Origin of the sequence: Streptomyces spiralis (assembly GCF_014654675.1) — a bacterium.
In the GTDB taxonomy this organism is placed as follows: Bacteria; Actinomycetota; Actinomycetes; order Streptomycetales; family Streptomycetaceae; genus Streptomyces; species Streptomyces spiralis.
Map to the genome: position 1 here is coordinate 180978 of NZ_BNBC01000002.1, position 18898 is coordinate 199875.

Annotated in this window: 12 protein-coding genes; 7 read left to right on the plus strand and 5 right to left on the minus strand. The window is 71.6% G+C overall.

Annotated features, from left to right (window positions below):
* Positions 1-781 precede the first annotated feature (781 nt).
* The 4 genes from IE318_RS03235 (at position 782) to IE318_RS03250 (ending at position 6983) form a co-directional block, all read left to right on the plus strand.
* The gene (locus IE318_RS03235) at positions 782-2422 is read left to right on the plus strand and encodes a glycoside hydrolase family 43 protein (RefSeq protein ID WP_189896434.1); all 1641 of its coding nucleotides are present in this window, start codon (positions 782-784) and stop codon (positions 2420-2422) included.
* Positions 2423-2765: 343 nt separating this feature from the next.
* Positions 2766-4193: a non-reducing end alpha-L-arabinofuranosidase family hydrolase gene (locus IE318_RS03240; protein WP_189896053.1), complete on the plus strand. Its 1428-nt coding sequence runs from the start codon at positions 2766-2768 to the stop codon at positions 4191-4193.
* Positions 4194-4397: 204 nt separating this feature from the next.
* A complete protein-coding gene (locus IE318_RS03245; protein ID WP_189896055.1) occupies positions 4398-5471 on the plus strand; it encodes an alpha/beta hydrolase in 1074 nt (357 codons plus the stop codon).
* Positions 5472-5798: 327 nt separating this feature from the next.
* The gene (locus tag IE318_RS03250; protein WP_189896057.1) at positions 5799-6983 is read left to right on the plus strand and encodes a beta-ketoacyl-[acyl-carrier-protein] synthase family protein; all 1185 of its coding nucleotides are present in this window, start codon (positions 5799-5801) and stop codon (positions 6981-6983) included.
* A gap of 115 nt (positions 6984-7098) precedes the next feature.
* Here the strand turns inward: IE318_RS03250 and IE318_RS03255 are convergent, their stop codons facing one another.
* Complete coding sequence (locus tag IE318_RS03255) at positions 7099-9267, minus strand: SpoIIE family protein phosphatase (protein ID WP_189896059.1); 2169 nt, start codon at positions 9265-9267, stop codon at positions 7099-7101.
* Between the two features lie 170 nt (positions 9268-9437).
* The gene (locus IE318_RS03260) at positions 9438-10247 is read right to left on the minus strand and encodes a PP2C family protein-serine/threonine phosphatase (RefSeq protein WP_189896062.1); all 810 of its coding nucleotides are present in this window, start codon (positions 10245-10247) and stop codon (positions 9438-9440) included.
* Positions 10248-10740: 493 nt separating this feature from the next.
* Between IE318_RS03260 and IE318_RS03265 the strand changes: the two genes are divergently transcribed.
* Together IE318_RS03265 and IE318_RS03270 are read left to right on the plus strand one after the other, a co-directional pair.
* Positions 10741-13125, plus strand: coding sequence for a phosphoketolase family protein (locus IE318_RS03265; protein ID WP_189896064.1), 2385 nt, complete (start codon positions 10741-10743; stop codon positions 13123-13125).
* A 165-nt stretch (positions 13126-13290) separates the two neighbouring features.
* Positions 13291-15033, plus strand: coding sequence for a sensor histidine kinase (locus tag IE318_RS03270; RefSeq protein WP_189896067.1), 1743 nt, complete (start codon positions 13291-13293; stop codon positions 15031-15033).
* 135 nt (positions 15034-15168) lie between these two features.
* Here the strand turns inward: IE318_RS03270 and ppk2 are convergent, their stop codons facing one another.
* The 3 genes from ppk2 to IE318_RS03285 are packed head-to-tail and all read right to left on the minus strand — an operon-like array spanning position 15169 to position 17174.
* On the minus strand, positions 15169-15972 hold the full coding sequence (gene ppk2, locus IE318_RS03275) for a polyphosphate kinase 2 (protein ID WP_030164575.1): 804 nt from the start codon (positions 15970-15972) through the stop codon (positions 15169-15171).
* 22 nt (positions 15973-15994) lie between these two features.
* Positions 15995-16660: a CBS domain-containing protein gene (locus tag IE318_RS03280; protein ID WP_189896070.1), complete on the minus strand. Its 666-nt coding sequence runs from the start codon at positions 16658-16660 to the stop codon at positions 15995-15997.
* A gap of 58 nt (positions 16661-16718) precedes the next feature.
* Complete coding sequence (locus IE318_RS03285; protein ID WP_030164581.1) at positions 16719-17174, minus strand: cyclic nucleotide-binding domain-containing protein; 456 nt, start codon at positions 17172-17174, stop codon at positions 16719-16721.
* A 507-nt stretch (positions 17175-17681) separates the two neighbouring features.
* On the opposite strand from IE318_RS03285, the gene IE318_RS03290 reads away from it, so the two are divergent.
* The gene (locus IE318_RS03290; protein WP_189896073.1) at positions 17682-18557 is read left to right on the plus strand and encodes a universal stress protein; all 876 of its coding nucleotides are present in this window, start codon (positions 17682-17684) and stop codon (positions 18555-18557) included.
* The last annotated feature ends 341 nt before the right edge of the window (positions 18558-18898 follow it).

Consider the following 18898-nt stretch of genomic DNA (forward strand, 5'->3'; position numbering starts at 1 on the left):
CAGTGGCAGGACTCGTCGACCCCTGGCTACCTCGACCAGTTCGCCACATCCGTCGACAAGACGATCACGGCACCTGTCTGGCTGGGCCTCGTCCGACATGGCGACCAGGTCAGCGGGTACTGCTCGGCAGACGGCACGGCCTGGACTCAGGTGGGCTCCGCCGTCACCCTCGCGAAAGCCACCGCCACCCAGGACGCCGGCATGATCGCCACCGCGCACAGCGCCGGCGCGCGGGGCGAGGCCGACTTCAGGAACTTCGACGTGAGCTGGGGTCCGTCTTCACCCGGATCTTGCCCGGAGCAGGAACGACACGAGGGTGACCGCCGCTTCGCCGGAGGCGGCGGTCTTCTCGTGTCTCGACGCCGCGGAAGCCCTTGCGACAACCGACGACCGCCGCCAGGTAGGTGGATCCGAAATTTCGTACACCATTCGGAAAATCGAGTGTCACGGATGACGGAGGGGTGTTCGCCCATGTCGACACCGTCCGGGAAACCGGCCCGCCCGGCATCGAAGGACTGTTCATCCGCGCAGCTGGGCCTTTGAGGTCGGCTTGACCTGCGGCCTTTCATTCATCGCGGCCCCGAATCTTTCGATACTGTGCGCGAATCATGCGAGAGGTATTGACGCCGTTCACCGGTTCCGTATCATCCAGGTTGCTCGACACTCCGACCTTTGTTCGATATTGCGAACACACAGAGCCGCTCCACTTGCACAGCAGGGCACCTCCAGGTCACGCCCACCCCCAATGGCCGAGCCGCAAGGAGCACGCCGAACGATGCGCATGTCATGGCCTCATCAATTCCTTTCCCGTCGTCGCGCGCTGACTGCCGCCACCGGCCTCGCCGCCGGCGCGGTTCTCCCGCTGACGGGAGCCTCCCGCGCCGCAGCCGCCCCGGCCCAGGGGCCGGTCCACGCCACCGCCGGGGAGTACACGAACCCGGTGATCTGGCAGGACTTCGCGGACGTCGACGTCATCCGCGTCGGAAACACCTACTACGCCTCGGCGTCGACCATGCACTACTCGCCGGGCGCCCCCGTCCTGAGGTCGTACGACCTGGTGAATTGGGAGATCGCCGGCCACTCGGTGCCGGTCCTGGACTTCGGCGCCAAGTACGACCTGAACGGGGCCCGTGGTTATGTCCGAGGGATCTGGGCGTCGTCGCTGGCCTACCGCCCGAGCAACAGGACGTTCTACTGGCTCGGCCAGATCGACTTCGCCCGGACGTACATCTACACCGCGACGGCCGTCGAGGGCCCGTGGAACCGGCTGACGACGATCAGCACGCCCTACTACGACGCGGGGCTGCTGGTCGACAGCGACGACACCCTGTACGTGGCGTACGGCAACACCACGATCAGCGTGGCCCAGCTCTCCTCCGACGGCCGCACCCAGGTCCGCACACAGCAGGTGTTCACGACCCCGTCGAGCGTCGGAACCCTTGAGGGCTCCCGCTTCTACAAGATCAACGGGCAGTACTACATCTTCCTGACCCGCCCGGCGAACGGGCAGTACATCCTGAAATCGTCGGGCGGCCCCTTCGGTCCCTACACGATGCGGCAGGTGCTCCTCGACCTGCCCGGGTCGATCCCCGGCGGTGGCGTCCCGCACCAGGGCGGCCTGGTGCAGACACAGAACGGCGCCTGGTACTACCTGGCCTTCGTCGACGCCTACCCCGGCGGCCGGGTGCCCGCACTGGCACCGGTCACCTGGACCTGGGACGGCTGGCCCGTCGTCCAACTGGTGAACGGCGCATGGGGCACCTCCTATCCCAGCCCGGCCGTGCCGCCGGCACCCCGCCAGGTCACCCCCATGACCGGCGTCGACACCTTCGACGGCACGAGTCTCAAGCCGGGATGGGAGTGGAACCACAACCCGGACAACACCAAGTGGTCTGTCGACAACGGTCTGACCCTGCGCACCGCGACGGTCACCGACGACCTGTACTGGGCCCGCAACACCCTCACGCACCGCATCCAGGGCCCCACCTCCACCGCCACGGTCCTTCTCGACCACTCCGCGATGCGGGACGGCGACCGGGCCGGACTCGCGCTGCTGCGTGACTCCTCCGCGTGGATCGGTGTCAAGCGCGAGGGCGGAGCCGCGCGGGTGGTGATGGTCAGCGGGCTGACCATGGACAGCAACTGGAACACCACCGGCACCGGCTACGAGCTCGCGAGCGCGGCCGTTCCGGGCAGCCGCATCTGGCTGCGCGCGAGCGCGGACATCCGCCCCGGCGCGCCACGCCCGGGGACGTTCTCCTACAGCACCGACGGCGTCACGTTCACCCGCCTCGGACCCGACTTCTCCATGGGCAACGACTGGCGGTTCTTCATGGGCTACCGGTTCGCCCTCTTCAACCACGCCACCCGGGCGCTCGGCGGCTCGGTCCGCGTCACGCGGTTCGAGCTGTCCACGCCCTGAACCGAGCCGATCCCGGCCACCGTCACCACCCGCACCCGACCGTACAAGGAGGAGGAGCATGAACCCGCTCAGACGTCGGCCGCCGCCGAGCCTCGGTCGTGGGCCTGCCGGCCGCGACCGTCCTGATGACGCCGGGACCGTGACGGGCTCACCCGACGCCGTCCACGCCGCGTAGCCCGAAGACACCCGGCGCCGCCGGTCTCTCAGAAGGTCTCGCTGGACCGGGAAGCCACAAGGGGTCGGCCCGGAGCCCACGGACCCCTGCGAACCGCACCCCATCGACAGTCCGGACAGCCTCTGGCGGGGCGGGCCGGAATCGCCTACTCATGGATGAAGAGGTCCCATGCGCACAGGAAGTTTCAGCCGCAGACGTCTGTCTGTGTTGCTTGCCGCGGCGGTCGCGGTTCTGGTCACCTTGGCGGCCACGCTCGTCGCCAACCCGGCTCAGGCGGCCACCAGCGGCGCCTTGCGCGGCGTCGCTTCGGGCCGGTGTCTCGATGTGCCGAACGCCAGCCAGACGGACGGCACGAATCTGCAGATCTGGGACTGCTCGGGCGGGACCAACCAGCAGTGGACGTTGACGGACAGCAACCAGCTGACCGTGTACGGCAACAAGTGCCTGGATGTTCCGGGCCACGCCACCACGGCCGGTACCCGGGTGCAGATCTGGACCTGTAGCGGCGGCACGAACCAGCAGTGGCGGGTGAACTCCGACGGCACGATCGTCGGCGTGGAGTCCGGACTGTGCCTGGACGTCACGGGCGCCGGTACGGCCAACGGCACGGCGGTGGAGATCTGGACGTGCAACGGCGGCAGCAACCAGAAGTGGACCGGTCTGTCCGGGACGTCGACCCCGCCGGGCGGCACGTGTGCTCTTCCGTCGACCTACCGGTGGACGTCGACGGGTGCGTTGGCGCAGCCGGCGAACGGGTGGGTCTCGCTGAAGGACTTCACCAATGTGGTGTACAACGGCAAGCACCTGGTCTACGCGTCGAACGTGTCGGGATCGTCGTACGGCTCGATGGCGTTCACTCCCTTCACCAACTGGTCGGACATGGCGTCGGCCGGCCAGACCGGGATGAGCCAGTCCGCGGTGGCGCCCACCCTGTTCTACTTCGCGCCCAAGAACATCTGGGTGCTGGCGTACCAGTGGGGTGCGTGGCCCTTCATCTACCGCACGTCGAGCGACCCCACCAACCCCAACGGCTGGTCCGCGCCGCAACCGCTGTTCACCGGCAGCATCTCCGGCTCCGGCACCGGCCCGATCGATCAGACCCTGATCGCCGACGGCCAGAACATGTACCTGTTCTTCGCCGGTGACAACGGCAAGATCTACCGGGCGAGCATGCCGATCGGGAACTTCCCGGGCAGCTTCGGCTCCTCGTACACGACGGTCATGAGCGACACGACGAACAACCTGTTCGAGGCGCCGCAGGTCTACAAGGTCCAGGGCCAGAACCAGTACCTCATGATCGTCGAGGCCCAGGGTGCGAACGGGCGCTACTTCCGCTCCTTCACGGCCTCCAGCCTGAACGGTACCTGGACCCCGCAGGCCGCCAGCGAGAGCAACCCCTTCGCGGGCAAGGCCAACAGCGGTGCCACCTGGACCAACGACATCAGCCACGGTGACCTGGTCCGCAACAACCCCGACCAGACCATGACCATCGACCCCTGCAACCTGCAGTTCCTCTACCAGGGCAAGTCCCCCTCCGCGGGCGGCCCCTACGACCAACTGCCCTGGCGGCCGGGCGTCCTGACCCTGCAGCGCTGACACTCACCGCCTCGAGGAACCCCAGCCGTGCGTCGGCTGGGGTTCCTCTGCTCGTTGCCGGATTCATGCAGCCTCGCCCAGGAACGGCTGCCGTCACCGGCACTTCTTCTGCCAGGGCAGATGGGGAAGGATGGGCTGTGCCGGTGGGGCAGGGGAGGACGGGTGCTGACGAGTCTGGCGGTCCCTGACGGAGTGTCCGCGTCCGTGCCCATCGGTTTCGTCACCTCCATCGCGCTGCTCGCGCTGTGCACGTTCGCCGCTCTCCGGCCCCCCATGCCGCGGCATTCGAGCCGGTCGAACCTCTGGTTCTGGCTCGGGTATCTCCTCAACGAGCAGCCGTTCCTCGGCCTGGCCCTGGTGGCCCTCAGCGCCTTTCCGGCGCTGACGACCGGCGTCGGTACGCCGGTGTGGTGGCTCACGGTCGCGCTCACCGCCGCACCGGCCTGTGGCCTGGCCGCGATCGCGGTCCGGACCCGCTCGGCGCGAGGCGTCCTGGAGGCGGCCCTGGCGGCCGGACCAGGCATCCGGATGCCCCACAGCCGCCTGCCCCTCCTCCGGATCCTGCTGCTGCCGTTGGTGTCGTGGCGGCCCGGCGTCCGCCGGATCCGCGACCGCCGGTACGGCGACGCACGGACCCAACGCCTCGACGTCTACGTCTCCCGCAGCCGGCCGCACGGTGCCCCGATCCTGCTGTATCTGCACGGCGGGGGGTTCGTCATGGGCAGCAAGCTCCTCGGCGCTCGGCCCCTGCTCTACCGCCTGGCCGACCACGGGTGGGTCTGCGCGAGCGCGAACTACCGGCTGCGGACCGCCTACACCGACTCGCTCGCGGACGTGAGACAGGCGATCGCCTGGCTGCGCGAACACGCCGAAGAGCTGGGCGCCGATCCGTCACGTCCGGTCGTCGCCGGGGGATCGGCCGGAGCCCATCTGGCAGCGACCATCGCGCTGACCGACGCCTCGATCGCGGGCGCGATCGGACTGTACGGCTACTACGGACCGACCGCCGGAGGTGCGTCGGGCGCCCCGGCCACCCCGCACGCCCACCTCCATGCCGACGCGCCACCGTTCCTGATCGTGCACGGCACCCTGGACACCCTGGTGCTGACAGCCGACGCCCACCACTTCGCGGACGAACTCGCCCACGCCTCCGGCGCACCGGTCGCCTTCGCCGAGCTACCCGGCACTCAGCACAACTTCGACTTCTTCCACTCGCTCCGGTTCCATGCCGTCGCCGACGCCGTCGAGGCCTTCGCGGTCTGGGCCGTACGTCGGTGACCCGATAGGTCGATAGGCCGAGGCATCACGGCACACCGGCGGCAGCGACCAGGTGGTCTTCCGGCTGACTGACGGCACGTCAGGTCGCGGCTGCGGAAGCGCTGCGGGGGCCCCTGTTCCAGTGGTGTGTGCCGAGTCACCCATTTCGAGTGCCGCCTGAGTTGTATGCATCACAGCGGAAATGTCCATTTGGCGTCCATGCTCGAAACGGATGGCGGCTCCCGAAGTGGAGCCCATCGGCAACCTCTTGGGCGCGACATTCCAAAGTGACCCATGACACAGAATCCGTGACATTCCTGCTTGTTCCCCCCGGAAAGGTGCCGCATTATGGCCGCTTACCTCTGTCCTCCTGCCGTGATACACGGCGAGCACGCCGTGGAGACCAGCCAGATCGTGGCGGAGGTGCGCGATCGGCATCCGCATGCGGCCTGGGCGCCGCGGATCGACAGCATCGCGGCCGGCACGGGCATCGAGACCCGCGGGTGGATGGTGCCGCTGGAGACCGCCGTCGCGCCCGGCAGCGGTGGCGGCCTGCGGGCCGTCGGCGTCGGCCCGGCCCAAGAGGCGCTGACGCGCGACGGGTTCACCCAGCAGGACGTGGACCGCGTGATCGCCGCACTGGAGGCGATACCCGCGCCGCAGACCGTCCAGGAGCGCACCGCGCCGGCCTGGGAGGCCGTGCAGTCCTACGGGGAGCGTGCGGCCCGCGGGGCCCTGCAGATCGCCGGGCTGGACGCCGCGGACGTCGACTGCCTGATCACCAGCAACTCCACCACCCCGGCGCTGCCGGGTCTGGACATCGCCCTGGCCAACAAGCTTCCGCTCCGCAACGACGTGATGCTGCTGCCGGCCACGCAGTGGGCCTGTATCGCCGGGACCCGCTCCCTGGCGCTGGCGGCGGATCTCGTGGCCGCGGACCCCGACCGGGTGGTCCTGGTCGTGATCGCGGAGGCGCTGAGCACGACCTACCAGCCCGCGGACGACACCCTCGAGTCCCTGATCGTCCGGCTGCTGTTCGCGGACACCGCGGTCGCCGCGGTCGTCACGGGCCGCCCGCGGCGCGAGTCGGTGCTGCGGCTGGACGCCGCCTGGCACCACACCCTGCCCGGCACCCACGACCTGCACCGCCTGGACACACGGGCGGACGGCACCCACTTCGTTATGGACCGGCGCGGCCCGCGCGCCGTGCAGGAGACGGTCACCGCGATGTGGGAGTGGCTGCGCGTGCGCTACCAGGACCACCCCGACGCCTGGCACCCCGACGTGCTGCTCGCGCACCCCGGCGGGACCCGGGTGCTGGAGTACATGGAGCAGACGATGCCCGACGCATGGCCGTCCGGGCTGCTGGACCACAGCCGGGACGGCTACACCACCGGCAACCGCGGCGGCGCCGCCGTGTTCGACATCATGCGGCGGGCGCACGACGCCGGGCAGAAGCCGGGCAGTCGCGCCGTCCTGTACGCGGCGGCGCCGGGACTCAGCGCCACCGCCCTGGACGGGGAGTGGCTGTAGCGCGCGCCCGTGCCGCCCGCATCGGCGGACGGGCCGTCCGTACCACCGGTCACGTCACGTACCGCTGAGGGCACCGTCCGTACCGAAGGCACGTGTCCCCGTGCCCGCGGCCGCGTCACCTCGCGACTTCCGCCCACACCACCTTGCCGGTGTCCGTCCACCGCACGCCCCACCGGGTGGTGAGCCTGTGCACGATGTTCAGGCCACGGCCGCCGTCGTCGAGGAGGCCGCCCCGGCTCACCCGGGGCCTGCCGTTGCCGGTGTCGCCCACCTCGCACACCAGGCCCTGACCGGCCCTGATCAGCCGTACCGTGATGGGACCGGTGGCGAAGCGCACCGCGTTGGTGACCAGCTCGCTGACCAGCAGCAGCACGTTGTCATGGGTGTCGTCCCGGGTGCGCCACTGCCGCAGCAGCGCGGACACCTGGGCGCGGGCACGGGCGGGGGCGTCGTCGCGGGCCGGCAGCCGCCAGGTCGATGTGTCCCCCTTGCGGTAGCCGATCATCCGCGCGAGCAGCAGGGTCACGTCGTCGCGCTGACGCACGGGTGCCAGCACGGAGACGACGTGCCGTGCGGCCTGCTGCAGGGCGTCCCAGGGATGCACCGTGGACACGGCGTCCGCCAGCCTGCCGATGCCCTCGTCGATCGACACGGCCGGATCCTCCACCAGGCCGTCGGTGTAGAGGGCGAGCAGAGAGCCCGGGGGTGCGTCGAACGTGTGCACGTCGAACGGCTCCCGCAGGGCGAACTCGGCGCCCAGGCCGGGGTGGGGGCGGACCGCGAGCGGGCCCGCGCGTCCGTCCGGGGAGACCAGGACCGGGGGAAGGTGTCCGGCGCTGGACAGCGCCACGCGGTGACTGACCGGGTCGTAGAGGGCGATGCAGCAGGTCGACCCGAGGGCGCTGTAGCCGGCCGCCAGCCCGGACTCCGTGTCGTCCAGCAGCGTCACGGTCGCGTCCAGGTGCTCCAGCACCTCGTCGGGGGCGAGCCCCGCGGACAGCAGCGCGCGGGCCTCCGTGCTCAGCTGGCCCATGGTCGCCGCGGCTCCCAGGCCGTGCCCGACGACGTCACCGACCACCAGCGCGGTACGGCCGTCCGGCAGCGGGAAGCTGTTCACCCAGTCGCCGCCGACGCCCGCGCTGTCGGGCGTCGCGGGCTGGTAGACGCTGGCGATCTCGATGGTGTCGCCACCGGTCCGGGGCAGCAGCCGGCGCTGCAACGCCAGCACCTGTGTGTGCTCGCGCTGGTGCTGACGGGCCAGGTCGACGTGATGGGCGGTCCTGGCCACCAGTTCCTGCAGGTCGAACAGCTCGCTGTCGCGGAAGGGAGCGTCCGCCCGCCGCCAGATCTCCGCCACGCCCAGCACGACGGGCGGCGGGCCGTCCAGGACCAGCGGTATGCACGCCACACCCGCCGACCGGTCGCCGGGCACCAGGGCGCGCATCACTCGCGGGCTGCCCAGTACCCGCTCGACCGCCTCCCGGTCGGGTATGACGATGGCCTGCGGGGCGTCGTCCCGCCGTACCGCCTGTGCCAGCAGGCGACTCGCGTCGCCGGGGAGATCGTCGCCGGGAGTCACGTAGCCCTCGGGCCATGCCCGGTCCGGCACCAGCGCCGCCCGCCGCAGCCGGATGCGCCCGTGCGGCCGGTCGGTGACTCCCTCGCCCGTCCACACGGCGAAGTCGAGGTCTACGGCGGCCACGTCTCCCCAGGCCAGCAGGGACTGCGCCAGCGACTGCGCGGTCTCGCCGATGTCCAGCGAGGTGCCGATCGCGGTCTCGGCGGCGTACAGGTGGAGCCTCCTGGCCATGGCGATCACGGAGACGGTCAGGCCCTCCTGAGGCACCGCGGCGGGCAGGATGCTCATCGAGACCACCAGCTCCGACCCGTCGCCGCGCCGCAGGCGCTGGATCCGGGCGACGTGCGCCTCACCGGTCTCCAGGACCTGCCGCAACCGCCGTGTGACCGTCGGTACGTCCCCCGGGGGCAGAAGATCGACGAAGGGATCCCCGGGGAGGGGGTCCAGACCCGCGAACACGGGGGCCTCAAGATTGCAGCGGGTGATCCTCAGATCCCTGTCCAGGTTGACCGCGCCGAGAATCTGATCCTGAGGGCCGGCTGCCGGGTCGTCGGGTGCACGTGGGCGGGCGGTGCGATCGCCCTGCACCTGCTCGTCGGCCGTACCGGGGGCCGCTGCCACGCCGCCGCGCGGGATGTACCGTCCCAGGGCGCTGCTGACCAGGTCGAACGCCGAAGGGGACGAGGACGAGGGTGTGGAGTCCATGCGGCTCTCTCAGCAATCCCCGGCGCGGCGCCGGGGCCGTACTCGGACCCGTGCGGCGGGCCCCGAGATCCCCGACCGCACACCTCATTCAATAACACCAGGGGGTGCCTCGCCCACATCAGCGGATCGCCCGGTGAACACGGACAGTGAGGGAATCCCGAGGCCGGCGCTCAGGCCGTCAGCCCCTGGCGTCTGGTCGCGGGCCAGGCGGAGCTCGAGCGGGCGAACAGCAGGACGGCGTCCTGCGGCGGCTGCTCCGGGAGCAGGGTGTCGGCGAGCGCGTCGCACCTGGCCCGGAGCGAGGAGTGGGCCGCCACCACGCGGCGCAGCTCGTCCGGCGGGATGTGCCGCGGTCGTGCCGCACCGGCGCCGTCCGGGGTTGTAGAAGGCGAGGGTGCTGCCCACGGGCAGGGTGCGTTCGGTGACGGCGTACTCGCCGACGCCCTGGCCAGGGGCGGTCCCGGTGTGATGTCGATCAGTTCGACGTCGTCGTCGGGCATGACCAGGGCTGGCGGTGGGTGCCCGGCGGCGGCCATGGAGCAGCTCCTGGTCACCGGATCGTAGACCGCGTACACACACGTCGCCGGCCACGTCTGGTCGGGCGACTCCTCGGAGTCCGGACCGCGTGGGGCACGGGCGAACCGGCTGGTCAGATCGTGCAGGCGGGCGAGGATCTCGTCGGGCGGCAGGTCGAGCTCGGAGAGGGCGCTGACGGCGGCGCGCAGTTCTCCCATGGCCGCCGCGGCGTCGACGAGGCGGCCGGTGGTGTCCCCGGCCGCCAGTGCCACACGCGGCCCGACCATGGACGGGTCGTGAACACCGGTGTCACCGCTGACCGTGCCGGGGCCGGGGTAGGCCGCGGCGGTGGAGGACTGGCCGGTCGCGCCGAGGCACACGGCCGTCAGGACGGCCGCGACCAGCGCACCGACCCATCGGCGGCGCGACAGGCCGGCGGTTGTGCCTCGCGTTGATCCGAACATGCGGCCTTTCCTTCCCGGGTGTCGGGGCGCGGAGTCACGTGGCGCGCCGCCGCCGCGTGACAGCCGGTTCGGGCGTCCGAACAGCTCGTGTTCATGTCGCGGCCGATTCAGGTGCTGTCCCACCGGGGAATGCGTCATGGCGTGATTGCCGCCGTCGCCCGGGTCGGGCCGTCGCCTGGGTCGGGCCGTCGCCCGGGTCGGGCCGGCGGCAGGGCGCCGGAGCACGGCAACTCGCTCGCGCTACGTGCTTGAGGTGGGGGAACGCAGCGCGGGTGTCGAGCGTGGGAGCGCTTCCAAGGTGGCGGCGCCTGATGCCGTGTCAAGGGTCGGAGAAGGCGGTCACGCATCGGCGACGTCCGGCCCCCGGGCGTGACCCGAACGGCCCTGTCGGGTACCCGGGCGGCCACCGGAGGGTGGAAGTGGTGTGCCGCCGGCACCCAGGTGCGGCATCCCCGCCGCTGTTTCCGATCATGTCGACCAGGAAGGATCCCTGATGTCCGTCGAGACGCGGCAGGCCCCCGCCGGGCTCACGGACGAGGAGCTCGCGACGCTGGACGCCCACTGGCGCGCCGCGAACTACCTCTCCGTCGGCCAGATCTACCTCATGGCCAACCCTCTGCTGACCGAGCCGCTGCGCCCGGAGCACATCAAGCCGCGGCTGCTGGGCCACTGGGGCACCTCGCCCGGCCTGAACCTGGTCCACACCCACCTCGACCGGCTCATCAAGAGCCGCGACCTGAACACCCTGTGCATCTGGGGGCCCGGCCACGGCGGGCCCGCGGTGCTGGCCAACTCCTGGCTGGAGGGTTCGTACACGGAGACCTACCCGGACGTCACCCGGGACGCGGCCGGCATGGCCCGGCTGTTCAAACAGTTCTCCTTCCCCGGCGGAGTGCCCAGCCACGTCGCCCCCGAGACACCGGGCTCCATCCACGAGGGCGGCGAGCTCGGCTACGCGCTCTCCCACGCCTACGGCGCCGCGTTCGACAACCCCGATCTGCTGGTCGCGTGCGTGATCGGCGACGGCGAGGCGGAGACCGGCCCGCTGGCCGCGTCCTGGCACTCCGACAAGTTCCTCGATCCGGTCCACGACGGCGCGGTCCTGCCGATCCTGCACCTCAACGGCTACAAGATCGCCAACCCTACGGTCCTGGCCCGGCTCCCCGAAGCGGAACTCGACGACCTGTTCAAGGGCTACGGCCACGACCCCCTCCACGTCACCGGCGACGACCCGGCGACCGTCCACCGCGCCCTGGCCGCCGCCCTGGACACCGCCGCCGACCGTATCGCCGCGATCCAGCGCGCCGCCCGCGAGGACGGCGTCACCGACCGGCCCCGCTGGCCGATGATCGTGCTGCGCACCCCGAAGGGCTGGACCGGCCCCGCCGAGGTCGACGGCGTGCCCGTGGAGGGGACCTGGCGCTCCCACCAAGTCCCGCTCGCCGCCGTCCGCGACAACCCCGAACACCTGCGGCAACTGGAGACATGGCTGCGCTCCTACCGGCCCGAGGAGCTGTTCGACGAGCACGGCGCCCCCCGCCCCGACGTCCTCGCCTGCGTCCCCGCGGGCGCCCGCCGGCTCGGCGCCACTCCGCACGCCAACGGCGGACTGCTGCTGCGCGAGCTGCCGCTGCCACCGCTGGAGAAGTACGCCGTCGAGGTCGACAAGCCCGGCGCCACCCTGCACGAACCCACCCGCGTCCTCGGCGACCTGCTCGAGGACGTGATGGCGGGCACCGCCGGCCGGCGCGACTTCCGTCTCGTCGGCCCCGACGAGACCGCCTCCAACCGCCTCCAGGCCGTCTACGGCGCCAGCGGCAAGGCGTGGCAGGCCAAGACCCTGCCCGTCGACGAGAACCTCGACCCGCACGGCCGGGTGATGGAGATCCTGTCCGAACACACCTGCCAGGGGTGGCTGGAGGGCTACCTCCTCACAGGCCGGCACGGGCTGTTCTCCTGCTACGAGGCCTTCGTGCACATCGTCGACTCCATGGTCAACCAGCACATCAAGTGGCTGCGCACCACCCGCCGACTCACCTGGCGCGCCCCCATCGCCTCCCTCAACTACCTGCTGACCTCGCACGTGTGGCGCCAGGACCACAACGGCTTCTCCCACCAGGACCCCGGCTTCGTCGACCACATCCTCAACAAGAGCCCCGAGGCCGTGAGGGTCTACTTCCCACCGGACGCCAACACCCTGCTGTCGGTGGCCGACCACGCGCTGCGCAGCCGTGACTACGTCAACGTGATCGTCGCCGGGAAGCAGCCCTGCTTCGACTGGCTGCCCATGGACCAGGCGAGGGTGCACTGCGCGCGCGGCGCCGGGGTGTGGGACTGGGCCGGCACCGAGGACGGCAGCCGCGAACCCGACGTGGTGCTGGCCTGCGCGGGCGACGTGCCCACTCAGGAGGTGCTGGCCGCCGCCCAGCTGCTGCGCCGGCACCTGCCCGAGCTCGCGGTGCGCGTGGTCAACGTCGTCGACATCGCCCGGCTGATGCCCGCCGAGGAACACCCGCACGGCATGACCGACTTCGAGTACGACGGGCTGTTCACCGCCGACAAACCGGTGATCTTCGCCTACCACGGCTACCCGTGGCTCATCCACCGCCTGGCCTACCGCCGCACCGGCCACGACCACCTGCACGTGCGCGGCTACAAGGAGATCGGCACCACCACCACCCCGTTCGACATGGTGGTCAGCAACGACCTCGACCGCTACCGCCTGGTCATGGACGTCATCGACCGCGTCCCCGGCCTCGCCGTCCGCGCCGCCAGCGTACGCCAGCGCATGGAGGACACCCGGCTGCGCCACCAGGCGTGGATCCGGGAGCACGGCGTGGACCTGCCGGAGGTCGCCGACTGGACCTGGGACGGCTGAGACGGCGGAACGGGCTCGGCCCCACGGGCCGGTCCCGTGCCCTGTTGCGCCGGAGGTACGCCGGCCGCCGCGCCGCCGCACCCGTGCCGTGTCCCTGCCGCAGCGACTACTGTGACGGATGAGCGGAACGGCTTTCGGCACGTCACAGGGGCTGGAGGAACAGCGGTGGGAGGCTCCGAGGAGGCCGAGGACGCCCGGGTGCGGCTGCCGCAGCTGCGGCTCGACGAGCTGCTGGAGGAGCTCCAGGCACGCCTGGACGCGGCCCGCGGCACCCGGGACCGGGTGCACAGCCTGCTGGAGGCGGTGCTCTCCGTCGGCCGGGAGCTGGACCTGGAACAGGTCCTGCGCAGCATCGTGGAGGCCGCGGCGACCGTCGTCGACGCCGAGTACGCGGCGCTGGGCGTGATCGGCCCCGACGGCAGGCGGCTGTCCGCCTTCCACACCGTCGGGGTGAGCGAGGACGTCATCGCCCGGATCGGTCCGTTCCCGGAGGGGCACGGGATTCTGGGTGAGCTGATCCGGCATCCGGAGCCGTTGCGGCTGGGGAAGCTGTCCGAGCATCCGTCGTCGTACGGTTTTCCGGCGCATCATCCGCCGATGAACACGTTCCTGGGTGTGCCGATCCGGGTGCGTGATCAGGTGTTCGGCAATCTGTATCTGACCGAGAAGCGGGGCGGGGCGGAGTTCGACGAGGAGGACGAGTCTGTTCTGTCCACGCTGGCGGTGGCTGCGGGTGTGGCCATCGACAACGCCGGGTTGTACGAGGAGTCCCGGCTGCGTGAGCGCTGGCTGGAGGCGAACGCGGAGATCACCCACAGCCTGATGTCCGGGGCCGCCCAGGCGGAGGTGCTCAAGCTGATCGCGGAACGCGCCCGCGAGATCACCGGCTCGGCGCTCGCCGCGATGTCCACCCCCGTGAAGGACACCGACACGCTCACCGTGGAGCTGGCCATCGGGCAGCAGGCGGAGGCCCACCGCGGGCTGGTGCTGCCCGTCGACGGCACCCTCACGGGGGAGGCGTTCACCAGCGGGGCACCGGTGAGCAGCCCGGACATCGCACACGACGCACGCGTCAAGGCCGGACCGCCGCGGTTCGCCGGCCTCGGCCCGGCCGTCGCCGTGCCCGTAGGCGCCGGCGGCCAGGTGCGCGGAGTGGTGCTGCTCGTCCGTGAGACGGGGGCCGGGAACTTCTCCGACACCGAACTGGAACTGCTCAAGACCTTCGCCGCGCAGGCCGCTCTCGCGATGGAGCTGGCCGAGCGGCGCCAGGACGCGGAGCAGATCGCGCTGTTGGAGGACCGGGACCGGATCGCGCGGGACCTGCACGACCTGGCCATACAGCGGTTGTTCGCCACCGGGATGACCCTGCAGAGCGCGGGCCGGTTCATCGACCACGCCGGTGCCAAGGAACGGGTGCTGCGGGCCGTGGACGACCTCGACGAGACCATAAAGATCATCAGGTCGACGATCTTCGGTCTGCGGACGCGTGAGGACGAGGCGGCTCCGGGCCTGCGGGCGCGGGCGGTGCGGGTGATCGCCGAGGCCACGCGGGTGATGGGGTTCGCGCCGAGTGTGCGTATGGAGGGTCTGCTGGACACCCATGTGCCCAGGGAGACCGCGGATCACGTGGTGGCGGTGCTGTCGGAGTCGTTGGCGAACATCGCCCGGCACGCGCAGGCCGACCGGGCCGAGGTGGCGTTGGAGACGGACGGCAGGACGGTGCGGCTCACGGTCACGGACAACGGTGTGGGCATTCCTGCCGGGGGCCGCCGCAGCGGCCTGGCCAACATGACGCAGCGGGCCCGCGACCTGGGCGGCGACCTGGAGTGGACCACCCCCGACGGCGGGGGGACCAGGCTTGTCTGGCACGCGCCGCTGAGCGACGCCGGCACGCCGTCCGGCAACTGACCGCGGCGGATCCCGCCCACGGCACGGCGGGACTCCCGCCCAGGCCACGGTGGACTCCCGACCGGCGCCCGACACCGGACCTGCCGAGGGACCGGCCGCCCGCGTCAGGTCGCACGTCCGGCTCACAAGTCGGGCTCACAAGTCCGCCGCGTGATCGGGCACGTAGGTCCGCAGATCGCGCGGCGGACGCTCGTACCCGGTCGGCTCCGGCCGCGGCGGCAGCTCCGGCACGGGCGGCGAGACGTCGTGGTACGGCAGGGTGCTCAGCAGATGAGCGATCATGTTCAGCCGGGCGCGGCGCTTGTCGTCGCTCTCCACGACGTACCAGGGCGACTCGGCGATGTCGGTGTGCGCCATCATCTCGTCCTTGGCCCGTGAGTACGCCTCCCAGCGGGTGATCGACTCCAGGTCCATCGGCGACAGCTTCCACTGCCGCAACGGGTCCTCCAGACGGCGCCGGAACCGCTCCTCCTGCACGGCGTCGCTCACCGAGAACCAGTACTTGCGCAGCAGGATCCCGTCCTCCACGAGCATCCGCTCGAAGACCGGGCACTGGAGCAGGAACCGGCGGTACTCCTCCTCGGTGCAGAAGTCCATCACACGCTCCACTCCGGCCCGGTTGTACCAGGACCGGTCGAAGAGCACGATCTCCCCGCCGGCCGGCAGCTGCGCGACGTACCGCTGGAAGTACCACTGGGTGCGCTCGCGCTCGGTCGGCTTGGGCAGTGCCGCGATCCGGGCGACGCGCGGATTGAGGTGCTCGGTCAGCCGCTTGATCGTGCCGCCCTTGCCGGCCGCGTCCCGCCCCTCGAACACCACCACCAGCCGGGCATCGGTCGCCCGTACCCACTCCTGGACCTGCACCAACTCCGTCTGCAGGCGCAGCAGTTCCTTCTCGTACGTCTTGCGCGGCAGCTTCGCCGCCTTCTTGTGGGTCATGCCCCAGGTTCGCATCGCCCTGTCACTCGGGCACGGCGAGCGCCGCGCGGCTCCTCAGATGGCACTCGACGTCGACGACGCCCTCCACGGCGCGCACCAGCCGGGCGGCCACCGGCACGAGCGAGGTGTCCCGGATGTGGCCGGTGAGGGTGACGAGGCCGTCGGAGACCTTCACGTGGATCCGTTCGGCGAGGGAGGGGAAGAGAGGGACGACGACTTCCCGCCGGACCTCCTCGGCGATGTCGTCGTCCGTCCGCAGGAAGACCTTCAGCAGGTCCCCCCGGCTGACCACGCCCTCCAGCATGCCCTCCTCGTCGACCACGGGCAGCCGCTTGACCCTGCGCTGGGCCATGGTCCGGGCCGCCTCGGCGAGGGTGGCGTCCGGGTGGACGGTGACGGCGGGGCTGCTCATCAGCTCCCCGGCGGTCAGCGCGCCCGCCTTGGCCAGGTCGGACAGGCGGCGCAGCTGCGTGAACCGGTCGGGATCGCTGTCGCGGAACTCCTCCTTGGGCAGCAGATCGGCCTCCGAGACGACGCCGATCACCCGGCCCTCACCCTCCAGCACGGGCAGCGCGCTGACCTTCCACTGCCCCATGAGGCCGACGATGTCCTTGAACGGGGCGTCGCGCCCCACCGCCACGACGGTGTGCGTCATCACGTCGCTCACGATGTGCGGACTGCCGTCCATGATCTCCTCCTCGGAGTGTCGGTACGGTGGCCGCGCGCGGCCCTCAGGCCGCAACTCGTCACCTGGTCCCGCTGCCGTACGGGGCGTAGAGGTCGAGGAGCCGGACACGGGCCGAGTGCAGCCGGTGCGCGACCACCTTTCCGACCCAGACCGCGACCGCCCGGCCGAACTCGGGATCCGCGGCGCACAGCATCCGCACGGCGTCGGCGTCGAACTCGTAGGCCCGGACCGGGCTCGTGGCCTCTGCGCCCAGCTGCCACACGTACGGCGGGAAGTGCCAGGACCAGCCGAGCAGTTCACCGTGTCCCACGGACTCGATGACGGCGGGGCGGCGCCCGGGGACGTGCAGGTCGAGGGCGACGGTCCCGGTCCTGACGATCCAGAACCGGTCGGCGTGCCGCCCCTCCTCGAACAGGCGGCTGCCGGCGTCGAAGAACACCTCACGGCCCAGGTCCATGAGCCATTCGCGGTGCCGGACCGGCAGTGCCGTGGCCAGAGTGGTGGTGGAGGTCATCGCACCGGCTCCCTTCGTTCCCGTCGGACGAGGCCGTGGGCCTGCTGCTTTCAGGCTCCGCCCGGGCGGGCACCGGTGCCACGGGCCGAACGGACCCGCTTCGGGGACCTTCGGCCCAGGCCGCGGGGAGCCGCAACACGGAAGGACGGCACGGAAGGACGACACGGAAGGACGACACGAAAGGGGCGACGCGAGAAGGGCGCACGGAGGGACGACGCGAAAGGACGGGAAGGACCATCCGCTTCTCGCGGATCCTGATTGCGCGGTGCGCGGCCGGTGCCGCTTCTCCGCGTCTTTCCGGGCGATCCTTCCCGCCACTTTCAGGACACCACACGGACCGCCCCGGCGCCAGGGTCGTTCGGCCGGGCCGGCGCCGATGGGCCGCAGGTCCCCGGAACGGGGGCGGACCGCCCTCGCGCCCGGGCGTGCGGGGTGCGACGGTGGCAGCGGTACCTCCTGCCGAGCGATGTGAGCGACGCGGCAGACCGGCGAAAGGCGGTGGAGACGATGGAACTGCCCCTGGTCGTGGGCGTCGACGGATCGGACGCGAGTCTGACGGCGGTCGACTGGGCCGTGGACGAGGCCGCCCGGCACGGTCTGCCGCTGCGGCTGGTGTACGCCTCGCTCTGGGAGCACTACGAGGGCGCCGCCCCGGGGGGTGGTGCCGACCGTCCCTGGGAGCAGGTGAGGGCGGAGCAGCTGATCGCCTCCGCGGCGGAGCGGGCCCGGCGGCGCGGCCCGGACGTGAAGGTGACCACCGACGTCCTCCCCGAGGACGCGGTGACGGGCCTGCTGGGCGAGGGCAACCACGCCTCCGCGCTGATCACCGGATCCCGCGGGCGCGGCGAGTTGAAGGGGCTGCTCCTCGGCTCGGTCGGTCTGGCCGTGGCGGGCCGGGCCCAGTGCCCGGTGGTCGTGGTGCGCGGTGACGCCGCCGGCCTGGCCGGCACCCACGAGCGGATCCTGCTCGGCGCCGGCCCGCCCGGCACGTGCGGGGAGGCCGTGCGGTTCGCCTTCCGTGAGGCCGAGGCACGCGGCAGCGTCCTCGACGTCGTACGGGCCTGGCGCCGCCCCGTGCTCAGGACGGCCGGCGGCGGCACGGCGGCCGGGGAAGCGGCCCGCGAGCCGGAGGAGCGGGCCGACGCCGAACTGGAGGAACTGCTGAGCGACGCGATCGCCGCCCATCCGGCGGTACGGGTGCGCCCTGCGACGGCCGAGGGGCCGGCGCACCGGGTGCTCGTGCACCGTTCGGCCGCCGCCGACCTGGTGGTCGTCGGGGCGCGGCACAGAACGGGCCACTTCGGCCTCCAGCTCGGCCGCACGGCCCACTCGCTGCTGCATCACGCCCAGTGCCCGGTGGCCGTCGTGGCACAGCGGGCGTGACACCGCGGCGGTGCCGGCCTTCGGAAACGAACATCACCCGGCACGCACGCGCCGGACGGGCCGAGGCGGCGCTGGAGACGGAGGGCGGGACCGTGCGGCCGACGGTCACGGACAACGAGGTGGGCATTCCCGCCGAGGGCCGCCGCAGCGGTCTGGCCGACATGGCCCCGCGGGTGCCTGTGACGGCCCGGGGCGAGTAGCCCGGCCCGTACGACCAGCCCGGCGCCCTACGACGGCAGGGGGAGGGCCGCTGCACCCGAGTGCCGGCCTTCGCATGCTGCGGGCGGTGGGCGTGGGCGGGCGTGGTTCTGGATCCGGGGCCCCGCCGCCTCCGGAGCACC